The sequence below is a fragment of the Rheinheimera soli genome (genome assembly GCF_021290985.1).
Taxonomy (GTDB): Bacteria; Pseudomonadota; Gammaproteobacteria; order Enterobacterales; family Alteromonadaceae; genus Pararheinheimera; species Pararheinheimera soli.
Window position 1 is genome coordinate 395,976 of the sequence record NZ_JAJOYU010000001.1, and the last position, 20,088, is coordinate 416,063.

General features: G+C 46.6%; 17 protein-coding genes and 4 tRNA genes. 9 read left to right on the forward strand and 12 right to left on the reverse strand.

All coding sequences use genetic code 11. The features are described from left to right. Positions 1-24 precede the first annotated feature (24 nt). Positions 25-1,434 carry a glutamate--tRNA ligase gene (gene gltX / locus LSG37_RS01850; RefSeq protein ID WP_233078158.1) on the reverse strand — a complete coding sequence of 470 codons (1,410 nt, stop codon included), beginning with the start codon at positions 1,432-1,434 and terminating at the stop codon, positions 25-27. Between the two features lie 184 nt (positions 1,435-1,618). Here gltX and LSG37_RS01855 point away from each other — a divergent pair. From LSG37_RS01855 to LSG37_RS01875, 5 genes are all read left to right on the forward strand, one after another. Further along, positions 1,619-1,694 (forward strand) — tRNA-Val (locus LSG37_RS01855). Between the two features lie 40 nt (positions 1,695-1,734). After that, positions 1,735-1,810, forward strand: a tRNA-Val gene (locus LSG37_RS01860). A gap of 112 nt (positions 1,811-1,922) precedes the next feature. Next, positions 1,923-1,998: transfer RNA gene (locus tag LSG37_RS01865), tRNA-Val, on the forward strand. 23 nt (positions 1,999-2,021) lie between these two features. Further along, positions 2,022-2,097, forward strand: a tRNA-Val gene (locus LSG37_RS01870). Positions 2,098-2,654: 557 nt separating this feature from the next. Continuing rightward, a complete protein-coding gene (locus LSG37_RS01875; RefSeq protein ID WP_233078159.1) occupies positions 2,655-4,271 on the forward strand; it encodes a response regulator in 1,617 nt (538 codons plus the stop codon). A gap of 7 nt (positions 4,272-4,278) precedes the next feature. Here the strand turns inward: LSG37_RS01875 and LSG37_RS01880 are convergent, their stop codons facing one another. The 4 genes from LSG37_RS01880 to smc all read right to left on the reverse strand — a co-directional run bounded on the left by LSG37_RS01880 (position 4,279) and on the right by smc (position 11,158). Beyond that, entirely contained in the window at positions 4,279-4,734 is a 456-nt protein-coding gene (locus LSG37_RS01880; RefSeq protein ID WP_233078160.1) for a DUF2919 family protein, read from the reverse strand. A gap of 1 nt (position 4,735) precedes the next feature. Then, positions 4,736-6,766: an NAD-dependent DNA ligase LigA gene (ligA, locus tag LSG37_RS01885; protein ID WP_233078161.1), complete on the reverse strand. Its 2,031-nt coding sequence runs from the start codon at positions 6,764-6,766 to the stop codon at positions 4,736-4,738. 119 nt (positions 6,767-6,885) lie between these two features. Then, positions 6,886-7,725, reverse strand: a complete 840-nt coding sequence (gene zipA, locus LSG37_RS01890; RefSeq protein WP_233078162.1) for a cell division protein ZipA — start codon at positions 7,723-7,725, stop codon at positions 6,886-6,888. Between the two features lie 19 nt (positions 7,726-7,744). After that, positions 7,745-11,158 (reverse strand): chromosome segregation protein SMC, encoded by a 3,414-nt coding sequence (smc, locus tag LSG37_RS01895; RefSeq protein ID WP_233078163.1) that lies wholly within the window; start codon positions 11,156-11,158, stop codon positions 7,745-7,747. A 178-nt stretch (positions 11,159-11,336) separates the two neighbouring features. Here smc and cysZ point away from each other — a divergent pair, with 178 nt between their 5' ends. After that, entirely contained in the window at positions 11,337-12,053 is a 717-nt protein-coding gene (gene cysZ / locus LSG37_RS01900) for a sulfate transporter CysZ (protein WP_233078164.1), read from the forward strand. 84 nt (positions 12,054-12,137) lie between these two features. Here cysZ and LSG37_RS01905 read toward each other — a convergent pair whose 3' ends face one another. The 5 genes from LSG37_RS01905 to LSG37_RS01925 all read right to left on the reverse strand — a co-directional run bounded on the left by LSG37_RS01905 (position 12,138) and on the right by LSG37_RS01925 (position 15,417). Next, positions 12,138-12,743, reverse strand: coding sequence for a mechanosensitive ion channel domain-containing protein (locus LSG37_RS01905; protein WP_233078165.1), 606 nt, complete (start codon positions 12,741-12,743; stop codon positions 12,138-12,140). Between the two features lie 64 nt (positions 12,744-12,807). Further along, positions 12,808-13,305: a YcgN family cysteine cluster protein gene (locus LSG37_RS01910; RefSeq protein WP_127686171.1), complete on the reverse strand. Its 498-nt coding sequence runs from the start codon at positions 13,303-13,305 to the stop codon at positions 12,808-12,810. Positions 13,306-13,318: 13 nt separating this feature from the next. After that, on the reverse strand, positions 13,319-13,981 hold the full coding sequence (locus LSG37_RS01915) for a fumarylacetoacetate hydrolase family protein (RefSeq protein ID WP_233078166.1): 663 nt from the start codon (positions 13,979-13,981) through the stop codon (positions 13,319-13,321). 2 nt (positions 13,982-13,983) lie between these two features. After that, positions 13,984-15,135: a lytic murein transglycosylase gene (locus LSG37_RS01920; protein WP_233078167.1), complete on the reverse strand. Its 1,152-nt coding sequence runs from the start codon at positions 15,133-15,135 to the stop codon at positions 13,984-13,986. 3 nt (positions 15,136-15,138) lie between these two features. Then, entirely contained in the window at positions 15,139-15,417 is a 279-nt protein-coding gene (locus tag LSG37_RS01925; protein WP_233078168.1) for a YcgL domain-containing protein, read from the reverse strand. A 141-nt stretch (positions 15,418-15,558) separates the two neighbouring features. On the opposite strand from LSG37_RS01925, the gene minC reads away from it, so the two are divergent. Genes minC through minE form a run of 3 tightly spaced genes read left to right on the forward strand, consistent with a single transcriptional unit; the run spans position 15,559 to position 17,347 of the window. After that, positions 15,559-16,260 carry a septum site-determining protein MinC gene (minC, locus tag LSG37_RS01930; protein ID WP_233078169.1) on the forward strand — a complete coding sequence of 234 codons (702 nt, stop codon included), beginning with the start codon at positions 15,559-15,561 and terminating at the stop codon, positions 16,258-16,260. A gap of 12 nt (positions 16,261-16,272) precedes the next feature. Continuing rightward, positions 16,273-17,082, forward strand: a complete 810-nt coding sequence (gene minD / locus LSG37_RS01935) for a septum site-determining protein MinD (protein ID WP_233078170.1) — start codon at positions 16,273-16,275, stop codon at positions 17,080-17,082. 4 nt (positions 17,083-17,086) lie between these two features. Further along, entirely contained in the window at positions 17,087-17,347 is a 261-nt protein-coding gene (gene minE, locus LSG37_RS01940; RefSeq protein ID WP_233009671.1) for a cell division topological specificity factor MinE, read from the forward strand. Positions 17,348-17,394: 47 nt separating this feature from the next. Here the strand turns inward: minE and LSG37_RS01945 are convergent, their stop codons facing one another. Next, positions 17,395-18,762: a DUF4397 domain-containing protein gene (locus LSG37_RS01945; protein WP_233078171.1), complete on the reverse strand. Its 1,368-nt coding sequence runs from the start codon at positions 18,760-18,762 to the stop codon at positions 17,395-17,397. A 154-nt stretch (positions 18,763-18,916) separates the two neighbouring features. After that, a complete protein-coding gene (gene rnd, locus LSG37_RS01950) occupies positions 18,917-20,062 on the reverse strand; it encodes a ribonuclease D (RefSeq protein WP_233078172.1) in 1,146 nt (381 codons plus the stop codon). Positions 20,063-20,088: the final 26 nt, after the last annotated feature.

Here is a 20,088-nt window from a genome sequence, read left to right on the forward strand (position 1 = left end):
ACCCTAAAGGTCGCCCCTACAGATTTATTCGCCAGCTCTGTTACTGATGTACTCCAAAGCCATGCTGATGCGTTTTAACACCCGATCTTTGCCAATCAGTGCCAGTGTTGCATCCAGAGCTGGTGAATTACCACCGCCTGTTACAGCCACGCGTAAAGGCATACCTACTTTGCCCATACCTAAGCCTAAGCTTTCAGCGGCATCGTTAATGGCTTTGTGTAAAGCTTCCACCGACCAATCCTGAAGTTCTTCCAGCTTGGTTTGAACAGCAACCAGCGGTTCTGCAGCTACAGGGCGTAAATGTTTTTTCGCGGCGTTTTCTTCAAACTCGCTGAAGTCTTCGTAGAAATAACGGCTGACTTCGACCAGCTCTTTTAAAGTTTTCACCCGCTCGGCTTGCACTTTCACCAGTTCAGCTAAGGCTGGGCCAGCGCTGATATCCAGTTTCTGCTCGGCCACATGCCAGGCTAAATGCGTGGCGACATAGTCTGGAGCCAGAGTTTTCATATAGTGCTGGTTTAACCAAATCAGTTTGTCGGTGTTAAAAGCTGAAGGTGCACGGTTACAGTCGCTTAAGTCAAACAGCTGCACCAGCTCTTCTTTGCTGAAAATTTCCTGATCGCCATGCGACCAACCTAAACGTACCAAATAGTTGATCAGCGCTTCTGGCAGGAAACCGTTATCACGGTATTGCATGACACCTACAGCACCATGACGTTTGGATAAACGCTTGCCATCGTCACCTAAAATCATCGGCACGTGAGCGTATTTCGGCAGTTCAGCGCCTAAAGCGGCCAGAATATTCATCTGACGTGGCGTGTTGTTGACATGGTCATCACCACGAATGACGTGAGTAATACCCATTTTCCAATCATCAACCACTACCGTCAGGTTATAGGTTGGAGTGCCGTCACTGCGGGCAATGATTAAATCGTCCAGCTCAGCATTGGCAATTTCAATGCGGCCTTTGATTAAATCGTCAATCACCACTACGCCATCCAGCGGGTTTTTAAAACGAATGGTATAAGGCTTGTCGGTTGGGTGGTCAGTACGGTCACGCCACATGCCGTTGTATTTTGGTTTTTCGCCAGCAGCCATTTGCGCTTCACGCATTGCATCCACTTCTTCAACAGTACAGAAGCACTTGTAAGCTTTGCCTTCTGCTAATAGCTGAGCAACTACTTCTTTATATAAATCAAAACGTTTAGTTTGGTAATAAGGGCCGTCGTCATAATCCAGACCTAACCATTCCATACCTTCTAAAATGGCATCCACTGATTCCTGCGACGAACGCTCTAAATCGGTGTCTTCAATACGAAGGATAAAAGTACCGCCTGTTTTGCGGGCATGCAGCCAGCTGTATAACGCTGTACGAGCGCCACCAACGTGCAGATAACCTGTAGGGCTTGGCGCGAAACGAGTAACTATAGACATAATGAATCCACTGAAGGCCAAAAAATTGGGCGCTATTGTACCAATGCGAAGCTGTGATTGCACGGCCGAAGCTGCGATGCAGGAAAAGATTTAACTGACTACTTTTACAGCATACAGTTCACAAAGCTAAAAATATTATTGACACAAAAACCGAGCCCCCTATAATGACCGCCGACCACACGATGGATGCTTAGCTCAGCCGGGAGAGCATCGCCCTTACAAGGCGGGGGTCACTGGTTCGATCCCAGTAGCATCCACCATCATTTTAGATGAATCGTTGTAGTCATATTGTTATGCCCAGGATGCTTAGCTCAGCTGGGAGAGCATCGCCCTTACAAGGCGAGGGTCACTGGTTCGATCCCAGTAGCATCCACCATCTTTTTAAAGAGCGCATCGCCGCACTTTACAAAGAACAGGCTGTCACTGGAGTAAACCCAGTAGCATCCACCATTTTTTTAGATGCACAGATGTAACAATAAATAGTCCCAGGACGCTTAGCTCAGCTGGGAGAGCATCGCCCTTACAAGGCGGGGGTCACTGGTTCGAACCCAGTAGCGTCCACCAAAATTTTTTGTACTAGATTCCCAGGATGCTTAGCTCAGCTGGGAGAGCATCGCCCTTACAAGGCGAGGGTCACTGGTTCGATCCCAGTAGCATCCACCAATCCTTTGATAGAAAAACATCGCTCTCTTTACACAACCCAAGACTCGCTAATTGGGTCCCAGTAGCATCCACCATTCCCCATCCCCTGTTAAAGAAAAGTATCGCCACCCTTCACAAAAGAATAGGCTCGATGGTTCGATCCCAGTAGCATTCACCATTCCTCTTTCGAAAAACATCGCTCTCTTTATAAAACCCAAGACTCGCTAATTTAATCCCAGTAGCACCCACCATCCCTTTTAAAGAAAAACATCGTTCTCTTTATAAAACCCAAGACTCGCTAATTGGATCCCAGTAGCATCCACCATTCCCCATCCCCTGTTAAAGAAAAGCATCGCCACTCTTCACAAAAGAATAGGCTCGATGGTTCGATCCCAGTAGCACCCTAACCTACTGTTTTTCATCGTATCTAATATTGTATTTTTACCATTTTTTCACTTATCAATAATTTTCCTAAATCAGAAAATTCTTACTTCTTGAATTCATTTAAAAATTTTGCAGCTTTTTATCAATTAAATGGCTATATTTGATAGAAATGATAATAGGTATCTGATTCATTTATGGCAGTAAAACTTAATAAGGACATCCAGATACTGGTTGTAGATGAACAACCTTTAACTCAGAATTATCTGCGTTATGCGCTAGAAACTCTGGGCTACACCAGTTTCCACTACGCTGAAAACTCCGCTATAGCTTTAACTCAATGCCGTGACAAAGCTTTTGATTTGATCATTTGCTCTTTTAATTTGAATGGCAAAGATGGCTATCAGCTGTATCAGGAGCTGAAAGCGCGTAATTTATTCCGTCATTGCACAGGTTTTATTTTTATCAGCGCTGAGACAGATCCTAGCCTGGTGCACAGCGTTTTAGAATTACAGCCTGACGAATTTATGGTGAAACCCTACGCCATTAAAGACTTAAAATCCCGAATTGACCGCACAGTGCAGCGTAAGAACTTGTTCCGCCCCTTGTATAGTCTGATGGATCAGAAAAAAACTGATCCGGCTCTGAAGCAACTGGATGAATGGCTGAAGCAGGGTTATCAGCCCAAGTACAACAGCATGCTACTGAAAATTAAGGGCGAGATACTACAGCAAGCCGGTCGCTGGACCGAAGCAGAACAGTTTTATAGCAGCCTTATCCATCACGAAAATCTGCACTGGGTTAAACTTGGGCTGGCACGCTGTTTAATTCAGCGTGAACGTTACCCTGAGGCCATCTCGCTGCTGCAACCTCTGTTGCATAAAGCAGACATGAAACTGGCGGCTTTGGATTTACTGGCAGATATTCATCTGCGCCAGCAACTATATAAAAAAGCCCAGTCTGAACTGTTACAAGCGGCTGATATGGCGCCACGCAACTTAATGCGCCAGCAAAAGCTGTTGCACCTGTCACGCTTAACCCATGACTATGAACATCAGTTTAAAGCGGCTAAAGACTTGCTGCGTTTTGCCCGTTTCTCTGTTTATGAGCAGCCTGATTTGTATTTAAATCTGGCTCGCGCTTCTATTGATTACGCCTTAAGTGTGGACGAAGAGGAGCAAACTAATCGCTTATCTAAAGTTGCCAATGACACTTTAAGCAATATGCGCCAAGTGTTTCCGGATCAGCGCAAAGAAGAGCAGCAAGTAGTGGTGCAGGCGAGGATTTATTATCTAAAAGATCAGATAGAAAAAGCGAAGCAGCTGTTGCTGGCACTGGAGAAAAAACCTGTAACACAAGGTGCTGAAGATATTCTGGACAAAGCCAAAGCTCTGCATGAAGTAGGTTTATTAAGCAGTTCCCGCGAGTTACTTAAACAACTGACCCAAGATGCCAATCAGTTAAAAAATGCAGACCCTGTGTTTATCACTTATCTGCAACAAGAGCAGCAAGAACGCGAAAGCTTGCCTATGGGACCAAGGGAGTTTAACAACAACGCAGTATTGCTTTACGAAAGAGGCCAGTTGCATCAGGCGCTGAGCGCTTTTATTCAGGCTTTCAACATTATGCCCGGTAACGTGGGTATTGCGCTGAATTTGCTGCAGTCATTGCGGTCCACAGAAAACATTGATCCCTCCATTCAAACCGAACAACTGCGTTTGCAATGTGAAGTGATATTGTCGAGAGCCAAGCTGAATGAGGAGCAGGAAAAACGCTGGCAGCAGTTGCAAAGCCAGCAGAAAATAGCGATTTAAGGCTAGGCTAAGGCCATTCAGTCACCACCTGTTTCATCACAGGGTTCTTCAGCAGCCACCATAAGCTAAGCACCAGCAACACAGGTGATATCAGTAACCAGGGTGCTTTGAGCATCACATAGTTGGGTAAGTGAGTCAGGCTGTGCACCAGATCTGTAGCAACAACTGCCAGCATAATCCAACGGCTTTGGCGCCATAATTTAAACCAGCCTTGATGCCCCTTATCCTTGCGCTGACTTAATGCAGCCACAACCAGCAACAAGGGTGCACAAATCAGACAAGCAGTTAAGAAATCGCTGCTTTTCGGATAGACGGCGGCCATTAACTTGTCACCGCCTTCTGGCATAGTCAGCACTAAAATCCACAGCAGATAAGGCCTTAACACCAGCAACAACACCGCATAAAAACGCATGGGGATGCGGGTCAGGCCATACTTATCCAGCAGAGGATAAAATTCAGACATATCAGTTCAATCCATGCTGTGAAAACAGATCCAACATCTGTTGCTCTGTCCAGACAGGTACCGACAGTTCAGTGGCTTTAGCCAGCTTAGAGCCCGCGTTATCGCCCGCTATGACAGCATAAGTTTTAGCGGAAACAGAGCCAGATACTTTAGCCCCTAAACGCTGCAGTTTTTCTTTGGCATCGTCGCGGCCCATGCTGGTTAAGGTGCCTGTTAAAACTACTGTTAATCCCGCTAGCGGTTGTTCGCCTTGTTGTTGTTTCTCAATCACAGGCCAATGAATACCTGCATCAATTAACTGCTGGATCACTGCAGCATTATGCTCTTCCGCCATAAAATGCTGAATATTCCCTGCAACCACAGCACCCACATCCTGTACTTCTAACAGCTGCTCGACACTTGCTTGCTGCACTGCGTCCAAAGCGGCAAAATGGCTGGCCAAATTAAGGGCTGTGGCTTCGCCTACTTCGCGAATACCCAAAGAGTAAATAAAACGTGGCAAAGTGGTTTGTTTAGAATCCTCTATGGACTTCAACAGTTTAAGCGCCAGCTTTTCGCCCATCCGCTCCAGGCCCACCAAAGCTGGCATATCCAGCCGGAAAATATCAGCCGGAGTTTTTACCAGTTGCTGATCCACCAACTGTTCAATGATCTTGTCGCCTAAACCTTCAATATCCATGGCTTTGCGTGAAACGAAATGCTTCAACGCTTCTTTGCGCTGTGCAGCACAAAACAAGCCGCCTGTGCAACGCGCTACCGCTTCGCCTTCAACTCGCTCTACACTGGACTGGCAAACAGGACAAAGGCTTGGAAACAGGATGTCACGCGCATTTTCAGGGCGTTGTTCCAACACTACCGAAACAATTTGTGGGATCACGTCCCCTGCCCTGCGCACTATGACGGTATCGCCTACTTTGACGCCCAAACGGTTAATTTCATCCTGGTTGTGCAAAGTCGCATTACTGACAGTGACGCCGCCCACTATGACAGGCTCTAATCGCGCAACAGGCGTAATAGAGCCGGTGCGACCGACCTGGAATTCAACGTCCAGTAAAGTGGTGGTTTTTTCCTGAGCCGGAAATTTAAAGGCAATAGCCCAGCGTGGTGCCCGGGCGACAAAACCCAATGCCTGTTGCTGCGCTAGATCATCCACCTTCAGCACCACACCATCTATTTCGTAAGGTAAAACAGCGCGTTTAGTCAGAATGTTTTGCTGGTACTCCAAAGCAGCCTGCAAGCCGGTGACATGGCGTATTTCCGGGCAAACAGGTAAACCCCAGCCTTTGAGTTGCTGCAAACGCGCATAATGGCTTTTGCCGTTTAGCAACTGAGCAGGGTCTTCCACAGCACCTACCGCATAGGCATAAAACATCAAAGGCCGGGTAGCTGTGATCTTCGGATCCAGCTGCCGTAAACTACCAGCTGCTGCATTACGAGGGTTGGCAAAGACTTTATCTCCAGCAGCGCGGGCTTTATCGTTCATCGCCTCAAAACCTGCCAGGGGCATAAAAACTTCACCACGCACTTCCAACACAGCCGGTACTTCGCCTTGTAACTTCAGTGGCACGGCACGGATGGTTTTGACGTTGGCAGTAATATCTTCACCGGTAAAACCATCACCGCGGGTAGCAGCTTGTACCAACAGGCCTTGTTCATAACGAATACTGACGGCTAAACCATCCAGCTTAGGTTCGGCACAAAATTCAAAGTCTTTGCTTGCATCAATACGGTCTGCCATACGTTTGTAAAAAGCGGCAAAGTCTTCGGCATCAAAAGCGTTATCCAAGGACAACATAGCCACCTGATGGCTGATTTGACCAAATTTGCTTAAAGGTGCAGCCCCAACTCGTTGAGTCGGTGAATCTGCGGTCACCAGCTCCGGATGCTGTTGCTCTATCTGCTGTAGCTCTTGGAACAACTGGTCGTAGTCGGCATCCGGAATACTTGGGTTGTCCAGCACGTAATACTGGTGATTATGGTAAGCCAGTTGGTCTTTGAGCTGCTGCAGGCGTTGTTGCATAGTTTGGTTCATTTGGTTTACCCGGACACTTAAAGTCTAAAATCTTAAATTCTGAATTGTTAAATTCTAAAATGTTAAATTCTAAAATAACTAGGCCCCGATGACGGGGCCTGTTTAACAGCTGTAATGCATTAACCGTGGATCAGGCGCTGACGCTGGAACTCACGGATTTTTTCCACATAATGTCGTACTGTTTGTACTGTCAGCACTGAGCGTTGACCATCCAGTACCTGACCACCGAATTCATCGGCCAGTTTTTTCGCTGCACTGTGCATCAGGTTGAAGTTTTGTAAAGCTTCGCCAGGCCCTGGCAAGGTCATAAACAAACTTAAACCACGGGTATTCATTTTTTCCATCTCTTCTAAATCGAAGGTACCCGGATTAAACATATTGGCCAGTGAAAACAACACTTCGCCTGAACCTGCATTGTCCTGGAAACGGTGGAAAATATTCATTTCGCCGTACTTAAAGCCTAACATCAGCAAAGACGGCAATAACAGAGAACCGTTAATTTCCTCGCCTTCTGGCAGCAATACGTACAGGATCAGCACTTCGTTTGCTGGCGCCTGTGCGCTTTGATCTTTTTCTGCTTCATAGGCTGCTTGTTGCTCTTCGGCAACAGCTTCAGCATAAGGCTCGTCTGTAGCAGAAAAACTGCCCATATCTAAAGAGGGTTCATTTAATTCCGGCTCACGACGCACTTTTACGGGTTCACGTAATTTGTTGGCTTTTGGTGGCACTGTTGGCGCAGGTTTTGGTTGCGGCTTTTCGCCAGGTTGTAATACACGCTTACGACCAATACCCAACTCATCAAACCCATCGCCTTTAGGGCCGGAGTTTGCAGCAGCGTCTACTTCGTATTTGCTGTTGTCCTTGTTATTTTTCCGGACTGTCCACCAGCCATGTAAAGCTAAAGCGCTGATACCCAACACACCCAAAACAATCAAGACTAAACGTAATTCCTCAGCCATCTCTTTTACCTTTTAGTTTTTAGGCTTGTGCCATTTTCACGGCATCTTCCACATCTACAGCCACAACTCTGGACACACCGGGCTCCTGCATGGTCACCCCCATTAATTGTGCCGCCATTTCCATGGCAATTTTATTGTGACTGATATAAATAAATTGCACAGTTTCAGACATTTCCCGTACCAGATTACAAAATCTGCCGACGTTTGCATCATCCAAAGGTGCATCAACTTCATCCAACATGCAAAAAGGTGCTGGATTTAATCGAAAAATCGAAAACACCAATGATAAAGCGGTTAGCGCTTTTTCACCACCCGAGAGTAAGTGAATTGTACTGTTTTTTTTGCCTGGCGGTCTCGCCATGATAGTTACACCTGTTTCTAACAGATCTTCGTCGGTTAAATCAAGATAGGCACTACCTCCACCAAAGACTTTTGGAAACAAAGTTTGCAAGCCGTCATTGACCTGCTCAAAGGTTTCTTTAAATTTCTGCCGGGTTTCCCGGTCAATTTTACGAATAGCAGTTTCGAGAGTTTCTAATGCTGAGACTAAATCCTGATGCTGCGCGTCCAGATACTGTTTACGCTCGTCCTGCTGTTCAAATTCTTCAATAGCCGCCAGGTTAATAGGGCCTAGACGTGAGACTGAATCCTGTGTTTTTTCCAGCTGTTGTTGCCATTCCTGCTCATTCGCTTCAGGCGGCAGAGTTTCACTCAGTTCTTTAAAGTTCACCTGTAGCTCTGTCAGCTGCTCCAGCATATTGTTAGCACGTACACGATAACCTTCGGCGCTTAACTGTAAATCAGCTAATTCTTTCTGCTTTTGCGTTAATAAATGCGCCACACCTTGATGACCTTGTTCGGCTTGGCGCAGCTTTTCTTCTAACAAATGCAAAGCTTCGGCTTTTTGCTGCACTAAAAGTTCAACTTCAGCGCGTTGTTCCAGTAACAACTGTAAAGTTTCGTGTTGTTCGCCATCGGGTTCTGACACTTCAGCCAGTTGATCCTGGACCAATAGATGGCGTTGCTGCAGTTGCTGTTGTTGCTGTTGGCTGCGCTGTAAATTCTGCTGACTGAAAGTGATTTGCTTACTTAAGCTTTGTTGTTCCAGTTGCAATTGCTGCAGTTGTTGGCGAATTAAATCCTGTTGTTGTTTCAGTTGCTGATGCTGTTGCTGGCTCTGGCTGTGTTGTTGCTGCAACTGCCCTTCTTTGGCTTTTTGCGTCTGATACTGCTCATCCAGCGCTTCGGATTGTTGCTCCAGTTCTTCGAGTTGCAGACTTAACAACTCAAAATCCTGCTGCTGTGTTGTCAGCTCAGTGGATGCCTGTAAACGTCTTTGCTGCTGTAATTGCTGCTGTTGTTGCAGCAATAAAAGGTCAGTGCTGATTTTTTGCAGTAAATCTTTAGCTTGTTGCAACTGTTGAATGCTTTGCTGCCATTGCTGTTTACTCTCTGAAAGCTCAGCATCAGATTGCAGTGCCTGTTGCTGCTCTGCCAAAAGTTGCTGTTCAAGCTGCTGGATTTGTTCAGCCAGTTCCAGCAATTGCTGTTGCCGTGTTAAGTAGTTATCTGAAGCCGCCTGCCCGGGCACGAGCTGCCAATTGCTGCCAAACCAAATGCCTTCAGGACAAATCACCGACTGCTGCGGCTCTAATTGCTGTTGTTTTGCTTTGGCTTGCTCTGCGTTGTCGGCCAGTACAACAGTATGGAATGAGTCCGGGTAGAGGCCAGAACGTATCACTGTTGCTAAAGTACCGGCTTTGGCATCAAGCTGACTTGGTGAGATATAACTTTGCTCAGTTCCCTGTTTAGCGCCCTGCTCTGCTGTCGCATGTTGAAGCTCACCCAGCACCAGACCGACAGCCTTTGCCCATTTGGGTTCAATCTGGAGCTGCTTTAACAGTTGTTGTTGCTGCTGATTGACCTGCAACTGAATTTGGTTGAGCTTCTCTTGCTGAGTCTTCAACTGCTTCAACTCGCTTTGTTGCACCAACTGCTGTTGTTTGCGTTCTTGCACATTGTGCTGCAAAGCCTGATAGCGCTGTTCAGCATCAGAGCTTTGCTGCTGCAGTAGCTCAAGTTGCTGCTGTGCCTGCTGCTGCTTTGCCACTAATGGCTCTGCAGCTTTCGAGTCGGCCGCTGCATCCAGTTGACCCAGTTCCTGTTGGAGCTGGCTGATACGGTTGAGTAATTGCTGTTGCTGTTGCTGGCTGTGTTCGGTTTTTAGCTTGTTTTGTTGCTGCTGTTGCTGCAGTGCAAAAAACTGTTGCTGCCATTGCTGTAACTGATGCTGAGCGCTGGCTAACTGTTCCTGCGCTTGCTCGGCTTGTTCGGTCAGAGTTTCAAACTGCTCTTGTTTCAGTTCGCTATCCGGAGCTGCATTTTCAAGCTGAAACTCGAGTTCAGCCAGTTGCTCCTGCTGCTGCGCCATATAAGAGTCGGCTTCCTGCAAGGTCAGCTGTAATGAACGCAACTCATCAGTCAGGCTTTGACGGCGCTGACGTTGGTGCAATTGTTGCTGTTCTAAGCGGGTGATCTGATTACCGACCTGATAATACTGCTGCTGCACTTGCTGCTGTTCAGTACGTAAATCCTGTTGCTGCTCTTTCAGTTGCAGCACCAGCAACTGATCACCGGATTGAGCAGCCTGAAACTGTTCTATTTCTGTCAGCTTGTGCTGAATGTCCAGCTCGGTTTTTTGCAACAGGCCATGAAAGTGTAACCATTTCACACAGGCCAATTCTGCTTTGAGCTTGCGCTCCTGTGCTTTGAGTTCTTTAAAACGTGCCGCAGCTGCAGCCTGACGTTTTAACTTATCGAGGTTTTTACCCAGCTCTTCCCGCACGTCAGATAAACGGTCCAGGTTTTCGCGGGTATGTTTAATGCGGTTTTCGGTTTCGCGCCGGCGTTCTTTGTATTTGGAAATGCCAGCCGCTTCTTCGATAAAAATACGTAAGTCAGCTGGCTTGGATTCTATCAGCCGTGAAATCATACCTTGTTCAATAATGGCGTAACTGCGTGGGCCTAAACCAGTGCCAAGGAAAATATCTGTGATATCACGGCGGCGGCATTTAGTGCCATTCAGGAAATAATTCGACTGGCCATCCCGCGTCACTAAACGTTTGATAGATATTTCACTACGATCGGCCAGCGTACCTTGCAAACGGCCTTGGGTGTTTTCAAACATCAGTTCAACAGAAGCTTGAGACACGGGTTTACGTTGCGTGGAGCCGTTAAAAATAACGTCTGTCATGGCATCACCACGCAGGTTTTTCGCTGAGCTTTCACCCAGCACCCAGCGCACGGCGTCAATTACATTAGATTTACCGCAGCCGTTTGGTCCCACTACAGCAGTCATCTGAGCAGGAAAAGCCACCTGAGTGGGATCAACGAAGGATTTAAAACCCGCTAATTTAATTTGCTTAAGACGCATCTGTCCCTGAACAATAAGGCCGAGGTTTTGTTAACAAAAGTGAATGTAACAGAACTGCAGTGCTGCTGTCACGGCCGCTTTGTGTCAGGACACTGAAAAAGTTGCTTACGGATTTCTTCTTGCGACTCAGATACATGGCCTATATGCTCGGCTCATTCGTGCTAAAGGAGCTGGATCTATGCATTATCTGATGAAGGGCCTTAGTTTAATCAGGGTCAAAGGCTTAAAACGTTATGTGGTGGTGCCACTGTGCATCAACCTGGTGCTGTTTGCGCTGGCTTTCGGCTATTTATTCAGTCAGTTAGGTGGTTGGGTTGATCAGGTGGTGGCCACCTTGCCAGACTGGTTGGGCTTTGTTGGCTTTTTAGTCTGGCCTTTGGCGCTGTTTTCTATTGTGATGGGTTTAGCTTTAACTTTTACTATGGTAGCTAACTTTATCGCTGCACCTTTTAATGCTTTGCTGGCAGAAAAAACAGAACTGCATTTAACAGGTCAGCCATTGCCCGATCAGGGCCTTGCCGCTTTTTTAAAAGATGTCCCCCGTATGCTGGGGCGTGAATGGCAGAAGTTTGTCTATTGCCTGCCCCGCGCTATTGGTTTTTTACTGCTGTTTTTTATCCTGCCGGGCATAGGTCAGTTGTTATGGTTTTTATTTTGCAGCTGGATGCTGGCGATTCAGTACTGTGACTATCCTTTTGATAACCATAAAGTACCTTTTACCACCATGAGAAAGGCGTTAAAACTGCAGTGGAAGCATAGCTATGCTTTTGGTATCAGTGTCTATGTGCTGAGCTTAGTGCCGCTGATTAACTTACTCATTATGCCGGTGGCGGTCTGTGGTGCAACGGCTATGTGGGTGGATAAGTTCAGAGAAGCCTTGCGTTTACCAGACTAAACCCTACGTACTCTAATTACTTTGGGTTTAAGCAAAACCAGATATGACAAAGGGCCGAAAAGGCCCTTTTGTTTAATCCGTCACTTAACGATGATCTGGGTGTCTACGCCGCCATCTGTTTACCATTTTGTTTTTATCCGCTCTGAACTGATGCTGCACTATCACAGGGCGAGAGACGATCAGGTTATTCGGATAAACAATCTGCTCGTTGTTTTTGGTCAGCAGCACTGTGCTGAACAAATTGATTTCCACTACCTTGCCTTCGACATGGTTTGCGCCATCAATAATTTTGACTTCCGCACCGGGCGCAAAGTTACGCTGGCCCAGCATAATAAAAAAGGCGGTGATGTTGCTTAGCAATGACCAGGCGGCAAACAAAGCCACACCTATCACCGCAATCATTGAGGAGGCAAGAACCAGCAAACCCTTGATGTCGATCCCCCAGACCACACTCAGAATAACAACAAGCAGTAAAAACAGCAGAATATGAAACACCACCAGAGCACGGCGGTTCATTTCATCTTTTAATACGCTGGCAGCAATAGTACGGTATAAAAACGGCGCTATTCTGCGACTTAAAACGATGTAAATCAGGATGATGACAGCACTGATCACCATCTGCACTATAGCCGGACTAAAGCTGGCCATTAACTGTCTTAACTGATGCAAAATCTGCATGGCTTCTTGCACAATCACCACCCTCAATCAAAAAACGTTATTTTTCTTTGTACAACTGAACTTAGACTGAAAATGTTTAATCCAGATCGTTAATAGCCCAAGTCACAATATGGTCTTCAAACTTTTCCATATCGACCTCGTCTTCTGAAATGGTTTTATTACGCACAGACATTTGTTTTTTATGCATCAGACTTTTTTTGCCATTGTTCAGCAGCGGATGCCAGGACGGTAAACCACGACCTTCATGCAAACGGCGGTAGCTGCAGCTGTTTGGCATAAAAAAGATGTCTTTTAAATTGTCTTGTGTCAGCTTCACACAATCCGGCACCAGGACTGTACGTTGTTCATACACAGTACAAGCACATTTGTGACTATCCAGATAACGACAAGCGATATTGGTAAAATGAATTTGCTCGTCTGGCTTGATGTAATCTGTTGGGCCTTCAGCCTCTTCGTCTTCATCATCAATAAATTTGTTCAGACAACATTTGGCACAGCCGTCACAGACAGCTTCCCATTCTTCTATTGTCATTTGTTCCAGGCTTTTGGTTTCCCAGAATTTTGCTGTTAACACTTCAACCTCTCTGTCAGCGTACTGACGTCTTAATATGTAGCTTGTTAGCCAGAGTTAATTCTAACTGATCGCCGCTATAAAGTGGCCCTACACCTGCTGGTGTGCCGGTGAGCACCAGATCGCCTGGTAACAAGGTAAAAAACTGCGACATCTCACTGATGATTTGAGTCACAGAACGGATCATCATTCGGGTATCGCCTTGCTGACGCAGTTCACCATTCACCGTCAGGCTAAACTCTAACTGTTGCACATCACCCAGTTCGTCCGCAGCAATAAAACCAGAGACAGGGCAAGCACCATCAAAACCTTTGGCAATTTCCCAGGGCCGTCCCAACTCTTTTAATTTCTTTTGCTGGTCCCGAAGCGTTAAATCCAGCGCCAGACCATAACCCCACACCGCATCCAGCACTTGTTCCGGAGTCACTTTGGTTAAAGGTGCTTTAATCAGCACCGCCAGTTCAGTTTCATTATGCACTGCACCTAACTGGTCTGGGATCAGAAAAGGCTGATTGATATCAACAAGGGCCGTGTTGGGTTTGATAAAAAACAGTGCTTCTGCTGCTGTTTTGCTGTTCATCTCAGCAATATGGTCCTGATAATTCTGACCTATGCAAAGCACTTTGCCTGCAGGCAGGTGAATAGCCTGTCCATGAACATCGTTATGCTGATAACTCATGTTTAATCCTCAGCCACTATTAAATCAGCCAGATAACCTACGCTGGTGACAAAATAATAAGAGCGGTTCCAGTGCATCAGCGTCTGGTAGTTGCTGTACGCCAGATACACCCGGCCTTGTTCGTCATCCGGCATCACCAAAGCAGCTTTGATATCTCGCTTGGGCAGAGCTTTGCCTTCAGTGGTGCGAACGCCCAAGGTTTGCCATGCCGCTAAAGAACGTTCAGATTTAGCCCACCACTGCAGCCACTGAGTTCTGTCTTTGCTGCCTTTTGGGATCACGTAAGAGAAATCAAAGTTTTTTGGTACTTTTACTTCCCTGCCCCAGGTTTGGCTATTGTCCCAACCCCGGGTTTTTAAATAATTAGCAATAGAGGCAAAAGCGTCAGAGCGGCTTTGCCAGATATTGATATGACCATCGCCGTCACCATCCTGAGCGTAGGACATAAAAGCACTTGGCATAAACTGGCTTTGACCCATAGCACCGGCCCATGAGCCTTTCATGTCCGCTAATTTGACATGACCTTGCTGCAAAATATCCAGCGCCAGAAAAAACTCGGATTTAAAAAAAGTTTCACGGCGGCCGTCATACGCCATGGTAGCTAAAGCCGAAGGCACTGAATAGTTGCCCATAAACTTACCAAAGCTGCTTTCCAGGCCCCACAAGGCCACGATAAAACGGGGTTGTACCCCATATTTCTGACCTATAGCTTCCAGCTCTTTCTGATGTTCTTTGTAGTACTTACGCGCCAAATCTATACGCATTTTGCTGACACGTTTAGGCAAATAGGTATCTAACGTCTCGGTGAATTCAGGCTGTTTTTTATCAGCGACCACAGCAGACTGGTAATGCTTCAGGCTGGCAAACACTTCATCAACTAAAGCTTTGGAATAGCCCTTTTGTAAGGCTTCCTGTTTTAAAGACGCTACATAGTTTTCAAAACTGCCTCTAGTGACTGCGGCCTGAGCAGGCTCAGCTGTTGCTACCGCACTGGCGGCTTTGGCTTGGGGCTCTGCTGGTGCTTTAGTTTGTGCTGTGGCGGCAGCTTGTGTCTTTGCGACTTCAGCTGCAGTCTGAGCTTTACCAGAGACAGTAGCGGTACAAGCCAATAATAGGCTGCTGGCAACGATAACTGTGATTTGAGTGAACTTCATGTACTACTCCTTGTTTTGCTGGCTCTCTTTATGCGCTTTGAGTAAATCTTCAGGCGGCGGAGGTAACTGCAAATAAAAGCCCTGCTCTGTCAGCTGTTGTCTGACCTTGTCGATATCGGCATGGGCTAATTTGCTTTTGGTCGCCAGATTAATCAGCGTGACCAGCATAGGTTTACCAAAGGTTTTAAGTAAGGCTTCAGGTACAGCGCTAAAATCGTCGCGGCGCAATACATACAAATAGGTTTGGTCCAGTTTAGGACTTTTATAAACAACACATAACATAGGACAAAAACTACTCTTACTAACTTGCCTAACAGGGGCGCAAACTATAACATGAAGCACCAGCCTTGCGTACCAAGCGAATAAAGGCTGACACGAATTTTTGCCGTCATTAAACAAATAATAAAGTGCGCATTTTGAGCTATGTCTGATCATTCCTTTGAATTAAAAGGCAGTTTGTTTCCACTGTCTGTGTTGTATTGTCAGGACCTGTCTGCTGCTGCCGTAAAAACTCAGCTGCAACAAAAACTGGCGCAAGCTCCTGCTTTTTTTTACCGCGCACCTGTGGTGATTAATGTCGAGTCTGTTACTCAAGCTCCTGATTTTGCAGCCATTGCTGAAGTTTTTAAAGAACTTGAGCTGGTATTAGTGGGTGTATGTGGTGCTTCAGCTGAATTGAAAAAAGTGGCTCAGGCCGCAGGTTTAGCTGCACTTCAACTAAGTAAAAGCAAAACGCCGGCTAAAGAAACCAAAGAAATTGAAGCCAAAACTGAAGCAGCAGCTGTAGCTCCTGTGATGGAAACCAAAGTGGTGGAGCAAAATATTCGCTCTGGCCAGCAAATTTATGCCAAAGGTGCAGATTTAGTGATCCGTGGTACTGTAGGTGCCGGCGCTGAAGTCATTGCTGATGGAAATATACATATTTACGGTACGCTGCGTGGCAAAGCCATAGCAGGAGCTGCCGGAGATAATCAAAAACGCGTGTTTTGTCACAAGCTGGAAGCTGAACTGATCTCCATAGCCGGAAGTTACTGGTTAAGTGACAGTCTGCAAGGCGAATATTGGGGTAAGTCGGCTTGCATTGGGTTGCAGGACGATAAGTTGGTTTTAGCAGATTTGCTTTAAGGATATTTTGCGATGGCAAAAATCATTGTTGTTACATCAGGTAAAGGTGGCGTAGGCAAAACTACGTCAAGCGCGGCTATTGGTACAGGCATCGCCATGCGCGGTTTCAAAACCGTTATTATCGATTTCGATATAGGTTTAAGAAACCTGGACTTAATCATGGGTTGCGAGCGTCGTGTTGTATACGACTTCGTCAACGTGATTAATGGTGAAGCGAATTTAAAACAGGCGATGATCAAAGATAAACGTATCGATACCCTGTTTATTCTGCCTGCTTCACAAACCCGTGATAAAGATGCGCTGAGTAAAGAAGGTGTAGAACGCATTCTGAACGAGCTGGCGCAGGAATTTGATTACATCATCTGTGACTCGCCTGCTGGTATTGAATCAGGCGCTATGATGGCGTTGTATTTTGCCGACGAAGCTGTGGTTGTGACTAACCCTGAAGTATCTTCAGTGCGTGACTCAGACCGTATTTTAGGAATGCTCAGCAGCAAATCTCGCCGTGCAGAACAAGGTTTACCAGGTATTAAAGAACACTTGTTGTTAACCCGTTACAACCCAGAGCGTGTTATTAAAGGTGAAATGCTCAGTGTTGAAGACGTGGGTGAGATTCTGGCGATTAAACTGCTGGGTGTGATCCCTGAGTCTCAGGCGGTTTTAAACGCGTCCAACTCTGGTACTCCGGTGATTCTGGACGAAGACAGTGATGCTGGCCAGGCCTATTTAGATACGGTCGCCCGCTTGCTCGGCGAAGAAGTGCCTTTCCGTTTCCTGAACGTGGAGAAAAAAGGCTTGCTGAAACGTATATTTGGAGGCTAAGCGAATGTCGTTATTGGATTATTTCCGTTCAACGAAAAAAAATACCGCTTCAACTGCCAAAGAGCGGTTACAGATCATCGTTGCGCATGAACGCAACCGCCGCAACAGTCCGGATTATTTACCACAACTGGAGCGAGATATTTTGGCGGTGATCCGCAAGTATGTGGATATAGCTGACGATCAGGTATCGGTATCGCTGGAGAAAAGCTCAGATCAACTGTCTGTGCTGGAATTAAACGTTACCTTCCCTGACGATAAAAAGTAACAAATAAAAGAGGCAGAGTCTGTGACTCTGCCTCTTTTTTGCCACTCTTAGTTAGCAAAGTCATCCATCAGGATCAAACCCAGATCCGTTGTTAAGCCCTCACCATCGCGAGCTACTGCCGTATAAATACTATTGGCGTCTAATGTGACTGCTACTGGGCCTATGGCTGCTGTCTTGCTGCCTGTAGGTGTCACAGTGACAAAATAATCCCCTGCTGGTACCTGAACATAGCCAGAATCCGCTTTGAAAGGCACGTTACTCAGCGCAGCTGTGGCCGCAGAAATGTCTGAGTTCGCCGTCAGATAAACATCCACTGGACCTGCCAGGCTTGAACCATGGATCACGCGGATTTGCGCTGCTGTGGCAATGCGACGCGGATGGTCCATTACAACCAAAGGTTCAATGCTTTCTTCTGTCAAAGAGCCCACTGCGTGCACTGTGTAATAAGCACCGCTTTCTAATTCTAAATCGGCGTCAATCACCACTACAGAATTGTCAGCGTCAGCAGCAACTTTCACGTTGTAAGTATCAGGGGCCAGTTCGGCATAACCGGTAAAGTCAGGGAAAGCCAGTGCATTAATAGCTTCGGCATCGTTCACTAAGATGTCCACAGCGGGTGCATCGGACACATCGTGCACTACGCGCACAGCAGAGACTGAACCTGTGTCTAACAACTCAAGGCTTGTATTGCCACCCTGAACTAAAGCTAATAAAGATACAGGTGAAGGTCCGGCAAAACGGCTGTCCAAAGCAGCAACAGTTAAGTCGCTTCCTGAAGCTAAAGCCACAGTGCCAGAATCAAACACCACTGTAGTTAAGTTACCTGCCGGGGTAATTCGAACTCTGTAATCCCCGGCTGGCACAGTCACATCACCTGTTGCATCGCTGAACTCTAAGGTTGCAGCGACAGTGCCAGCAGATAACGTATCAGCAGGCGCTGTTAAATGCACATCGACTGTGGGCGCAGACGCCGCAGCATGCACGACGCGCAGACGCACGTTGCCGCTACTCACTGCAGTTTGTGGGAAATTAACCACCAGAGGTTCAATGCTGCCATCTGCAGCTTTCCCTGTGGCAAAAACAACATAGTCTGTGGCATCTGCCAAAGCCAAAGTAGTTGCAGGGATAACCCGGGCCAACTCGCCGCCTGGGAGTTTTGCATCAACTGCTAACGTAAAATCTCCTGGGCTTGCAACAAGAGGTTCAGCAACTGCGCCGAAGGCCAGATTTTGTATAACAACCCCGTTGGTGCGACTGACAGCGACATCAGGTGCGTCTGATACTGCATGCACCACTTTCACTGACAAGCTCACTGGTTTTTCCGGAGGTACAGGTAAATCATTGTCGGAACTATTACAACCGATCAATAAAAAGGCTGCACCCATTGCGAGCGACTTTATTTTCCATTGCATCATTTTATAACCCTTTGATTGTTGATGTAGCTCAAGAGTTACGGGATTGTTTTTTTTTTAGATCAATGCAGATTTTTGAAAAAAAAAGCATGGTTTAGCCGAAAAAATCTACTAAACCATCCTGTGAAGAGGGCTGTATTACGTATGATCAGTGAATTCAGATCAGTGACTGAATGTGCGCGGGAACAGGTAAGTGTTTTATTAAGATCTCACGACGCCAGCCACGCAAAAATTCCGGAACAGGCAGTTGAGCTCTGTCTTCGTCACTGACCCGCCAGCACCAGTTAAAGTACTCGGTACTCTGCCGCCGCACAGCGATAAATTCTGCCGGAATATCGGACACTTTAGCCGCCGCTTTAATTGCATCTGTAATGCGCTGCAGCTCTTCTTTAAAACCAGCGAACACATCAGTGTGATAAAAAGGCTGTGGGCATTGTTCCAGCGGTAAAGCTTTGGCTTGTTCAATAAGAGCTAACACTGTTTTACCATGGCGGCGAACTTCACGACCTGGTAACTCAGGAATATTAAACATCGACTCCAGACTGCCAGGGCGGCGTTTGGCAATATCCAGTAAATGATGATCTTTAAAAATAAAACCCAGAGCCATATCGTGCTGCTGTGCATAATCCTGTCGCCAGATCACTAACTCTCGCAAAATGGCCAGCTCACGTGGCGTCAGCAAATTGCTGTTTTTCAGATCCAGATGGCGAAATGACAAAGGCAAACCAAAAGAGCGTCGCACTATTAAATGTTCACCTTCAGCAAGCAGCAGCTCGTATTGCTCTTTTGCGACCAGTTCAGCTTTCAGCGCCTGATACACGTCCAGCAAATGCTCTACATCTTTAGCAGCGTAGTCCAGCTGCAAAGCCGATAAAGGCCGGGCTATCCAATCGGTGCGGGATTCACTTTTATCCAGCTCCACAGCACAAACTCTTTGCACCAGCTTGGCATAGCCCTGACTACCACCCCAACCTGCCAGCTCGGCCGCCAGTTGAGTATCAATCAGAGGCAATATCGGCAATAAATTTTTAGTAGCTAAGGCTTCTAAATCTTCATTGCAGGAATGCACAACCTTACAAACCGACGGATTAGCAAACAGCTGTTGCAAGGAGCTCCAGTCATCAATAGCTAAAGGATCAACTAACACCAGTTGTTTGCCATCAAACAGCTGAATTAAACCAAGCTTGGGGTATAAGGTGGTTTGGCGGACAAATTCAGTATCCACAGCTAACACCTCAGCACTGGCGGCTTGCGCACAAAAAGCAGCTAAAGCAGATGAAGTGGTAATAAGCTGATACGTCATTTGATATCCTTGATTTTCTTTATTTC

Excerpts from the sequence above, each read along its gene's own strand:
- gltX (WP_233078158.1), bottom strand. The coding sequence starts at position 1,434 with ATGTCTATAGTTACTCGTTTCGCGCCAAGCCCTACAGGTTATCTGCAC.
- LSG37_RS01875 (WP_233078159.1), top strand. The coding sequence starts at position 2,655 with ATGGCAGTAAAACTTAATAAGGACATCCAGATACTGGTTGTAGATGAA.
- LSG37_RS01880 (WP_233078160.1), bottom strand. The coding sequence starts at position 4,734 with ATGTCTGAATTTTATCCTCTGCTGGATAAGTATGGCCTGACCCGCATC.
- ligA (WP_233078161.1), bottom strand. The coding sequence starts at position 6,766 with ATGAACCAAACTATGCAACAACGCCTGCAGCAGCTCAAAGACCAACTG.
- zipA (WP_233078162.1), bottom strand. The coding sequence starts at position 7,725 with ATGGCTGAGGAATTACGTTTAGTCTTGATTGTTTTGGGTGTGTTGGGT.
- smc (WP_233078163.1), bottom strand. The coding sequence starts at position 11,158 with ATGCGTCTTAAGCAAATTAAATTAGCGGGTTTTAAATCCTTCGTTGAT.
- cysZ (WP_233078164.1), top strand. The coding sequence starts at position 11,337 with ATGCATTATCTGATGAAGGGCCTTAGTTTAATCAGGGTCAAAGGCTTA.
- LSG37_RS01915 (WP_233078166.1), bottom strand. The coding sequence starts at position 13,981 with ATGAGTTATCAGCATAACGATGTTCATGGACAGGCTATTCACCTGCCT.
- LSG37_RS01920 (WP_233078167.1), bottom strand. The coding sequence starts at position 15,135 with ATGAAGTTCACTCAAATCACAGTTATCGTTGCCAGCAGCCTATTATTG.
- LSG37_RS01925 (WP_233078168.1), bottom strand. The coding sequence starts at position 15,417 with ATGTTATGTGTTGTTTATAAAAGTCCTAAACTGGACCAAACCTATTTG.
- minC (WP_233078169.1), top strand. The coding sequence starts at position 15,559 with ATGTCTGATCATTCCTTTGAATTAAAAGGCAGTTTGTTTCCACTGTCT.
- minD (WP_233078170.1), top strand. The coding sequence starts at position 16,273 with ATGGCAAAAATCATTGTTGTTACATCAGGTAAAGGTGGCGTAGGCAAA.
- minE (WP_233009671.1), top strand. The coding sequence starts at position 17,087 with ATGTCGTTATTGGATTATTTCCGTTCAACGAAAAAAAATACCGCTTCA.
- LSG37_RS01945 (WP_233078171.1), bottom strand. The coding sequence starts at position 18,762 with ATGATGCAATGGAAAATAAAGTCGCTCGCAATGGGTGCAGCCTTTTTA.
- rnd (WP_233078172.1), bottom strand. The coding sequence starts at position 20,062 with ATGACGTATCAGCTTATTACCACTTCATCTGCTTTAGCTGCTTTTTGT.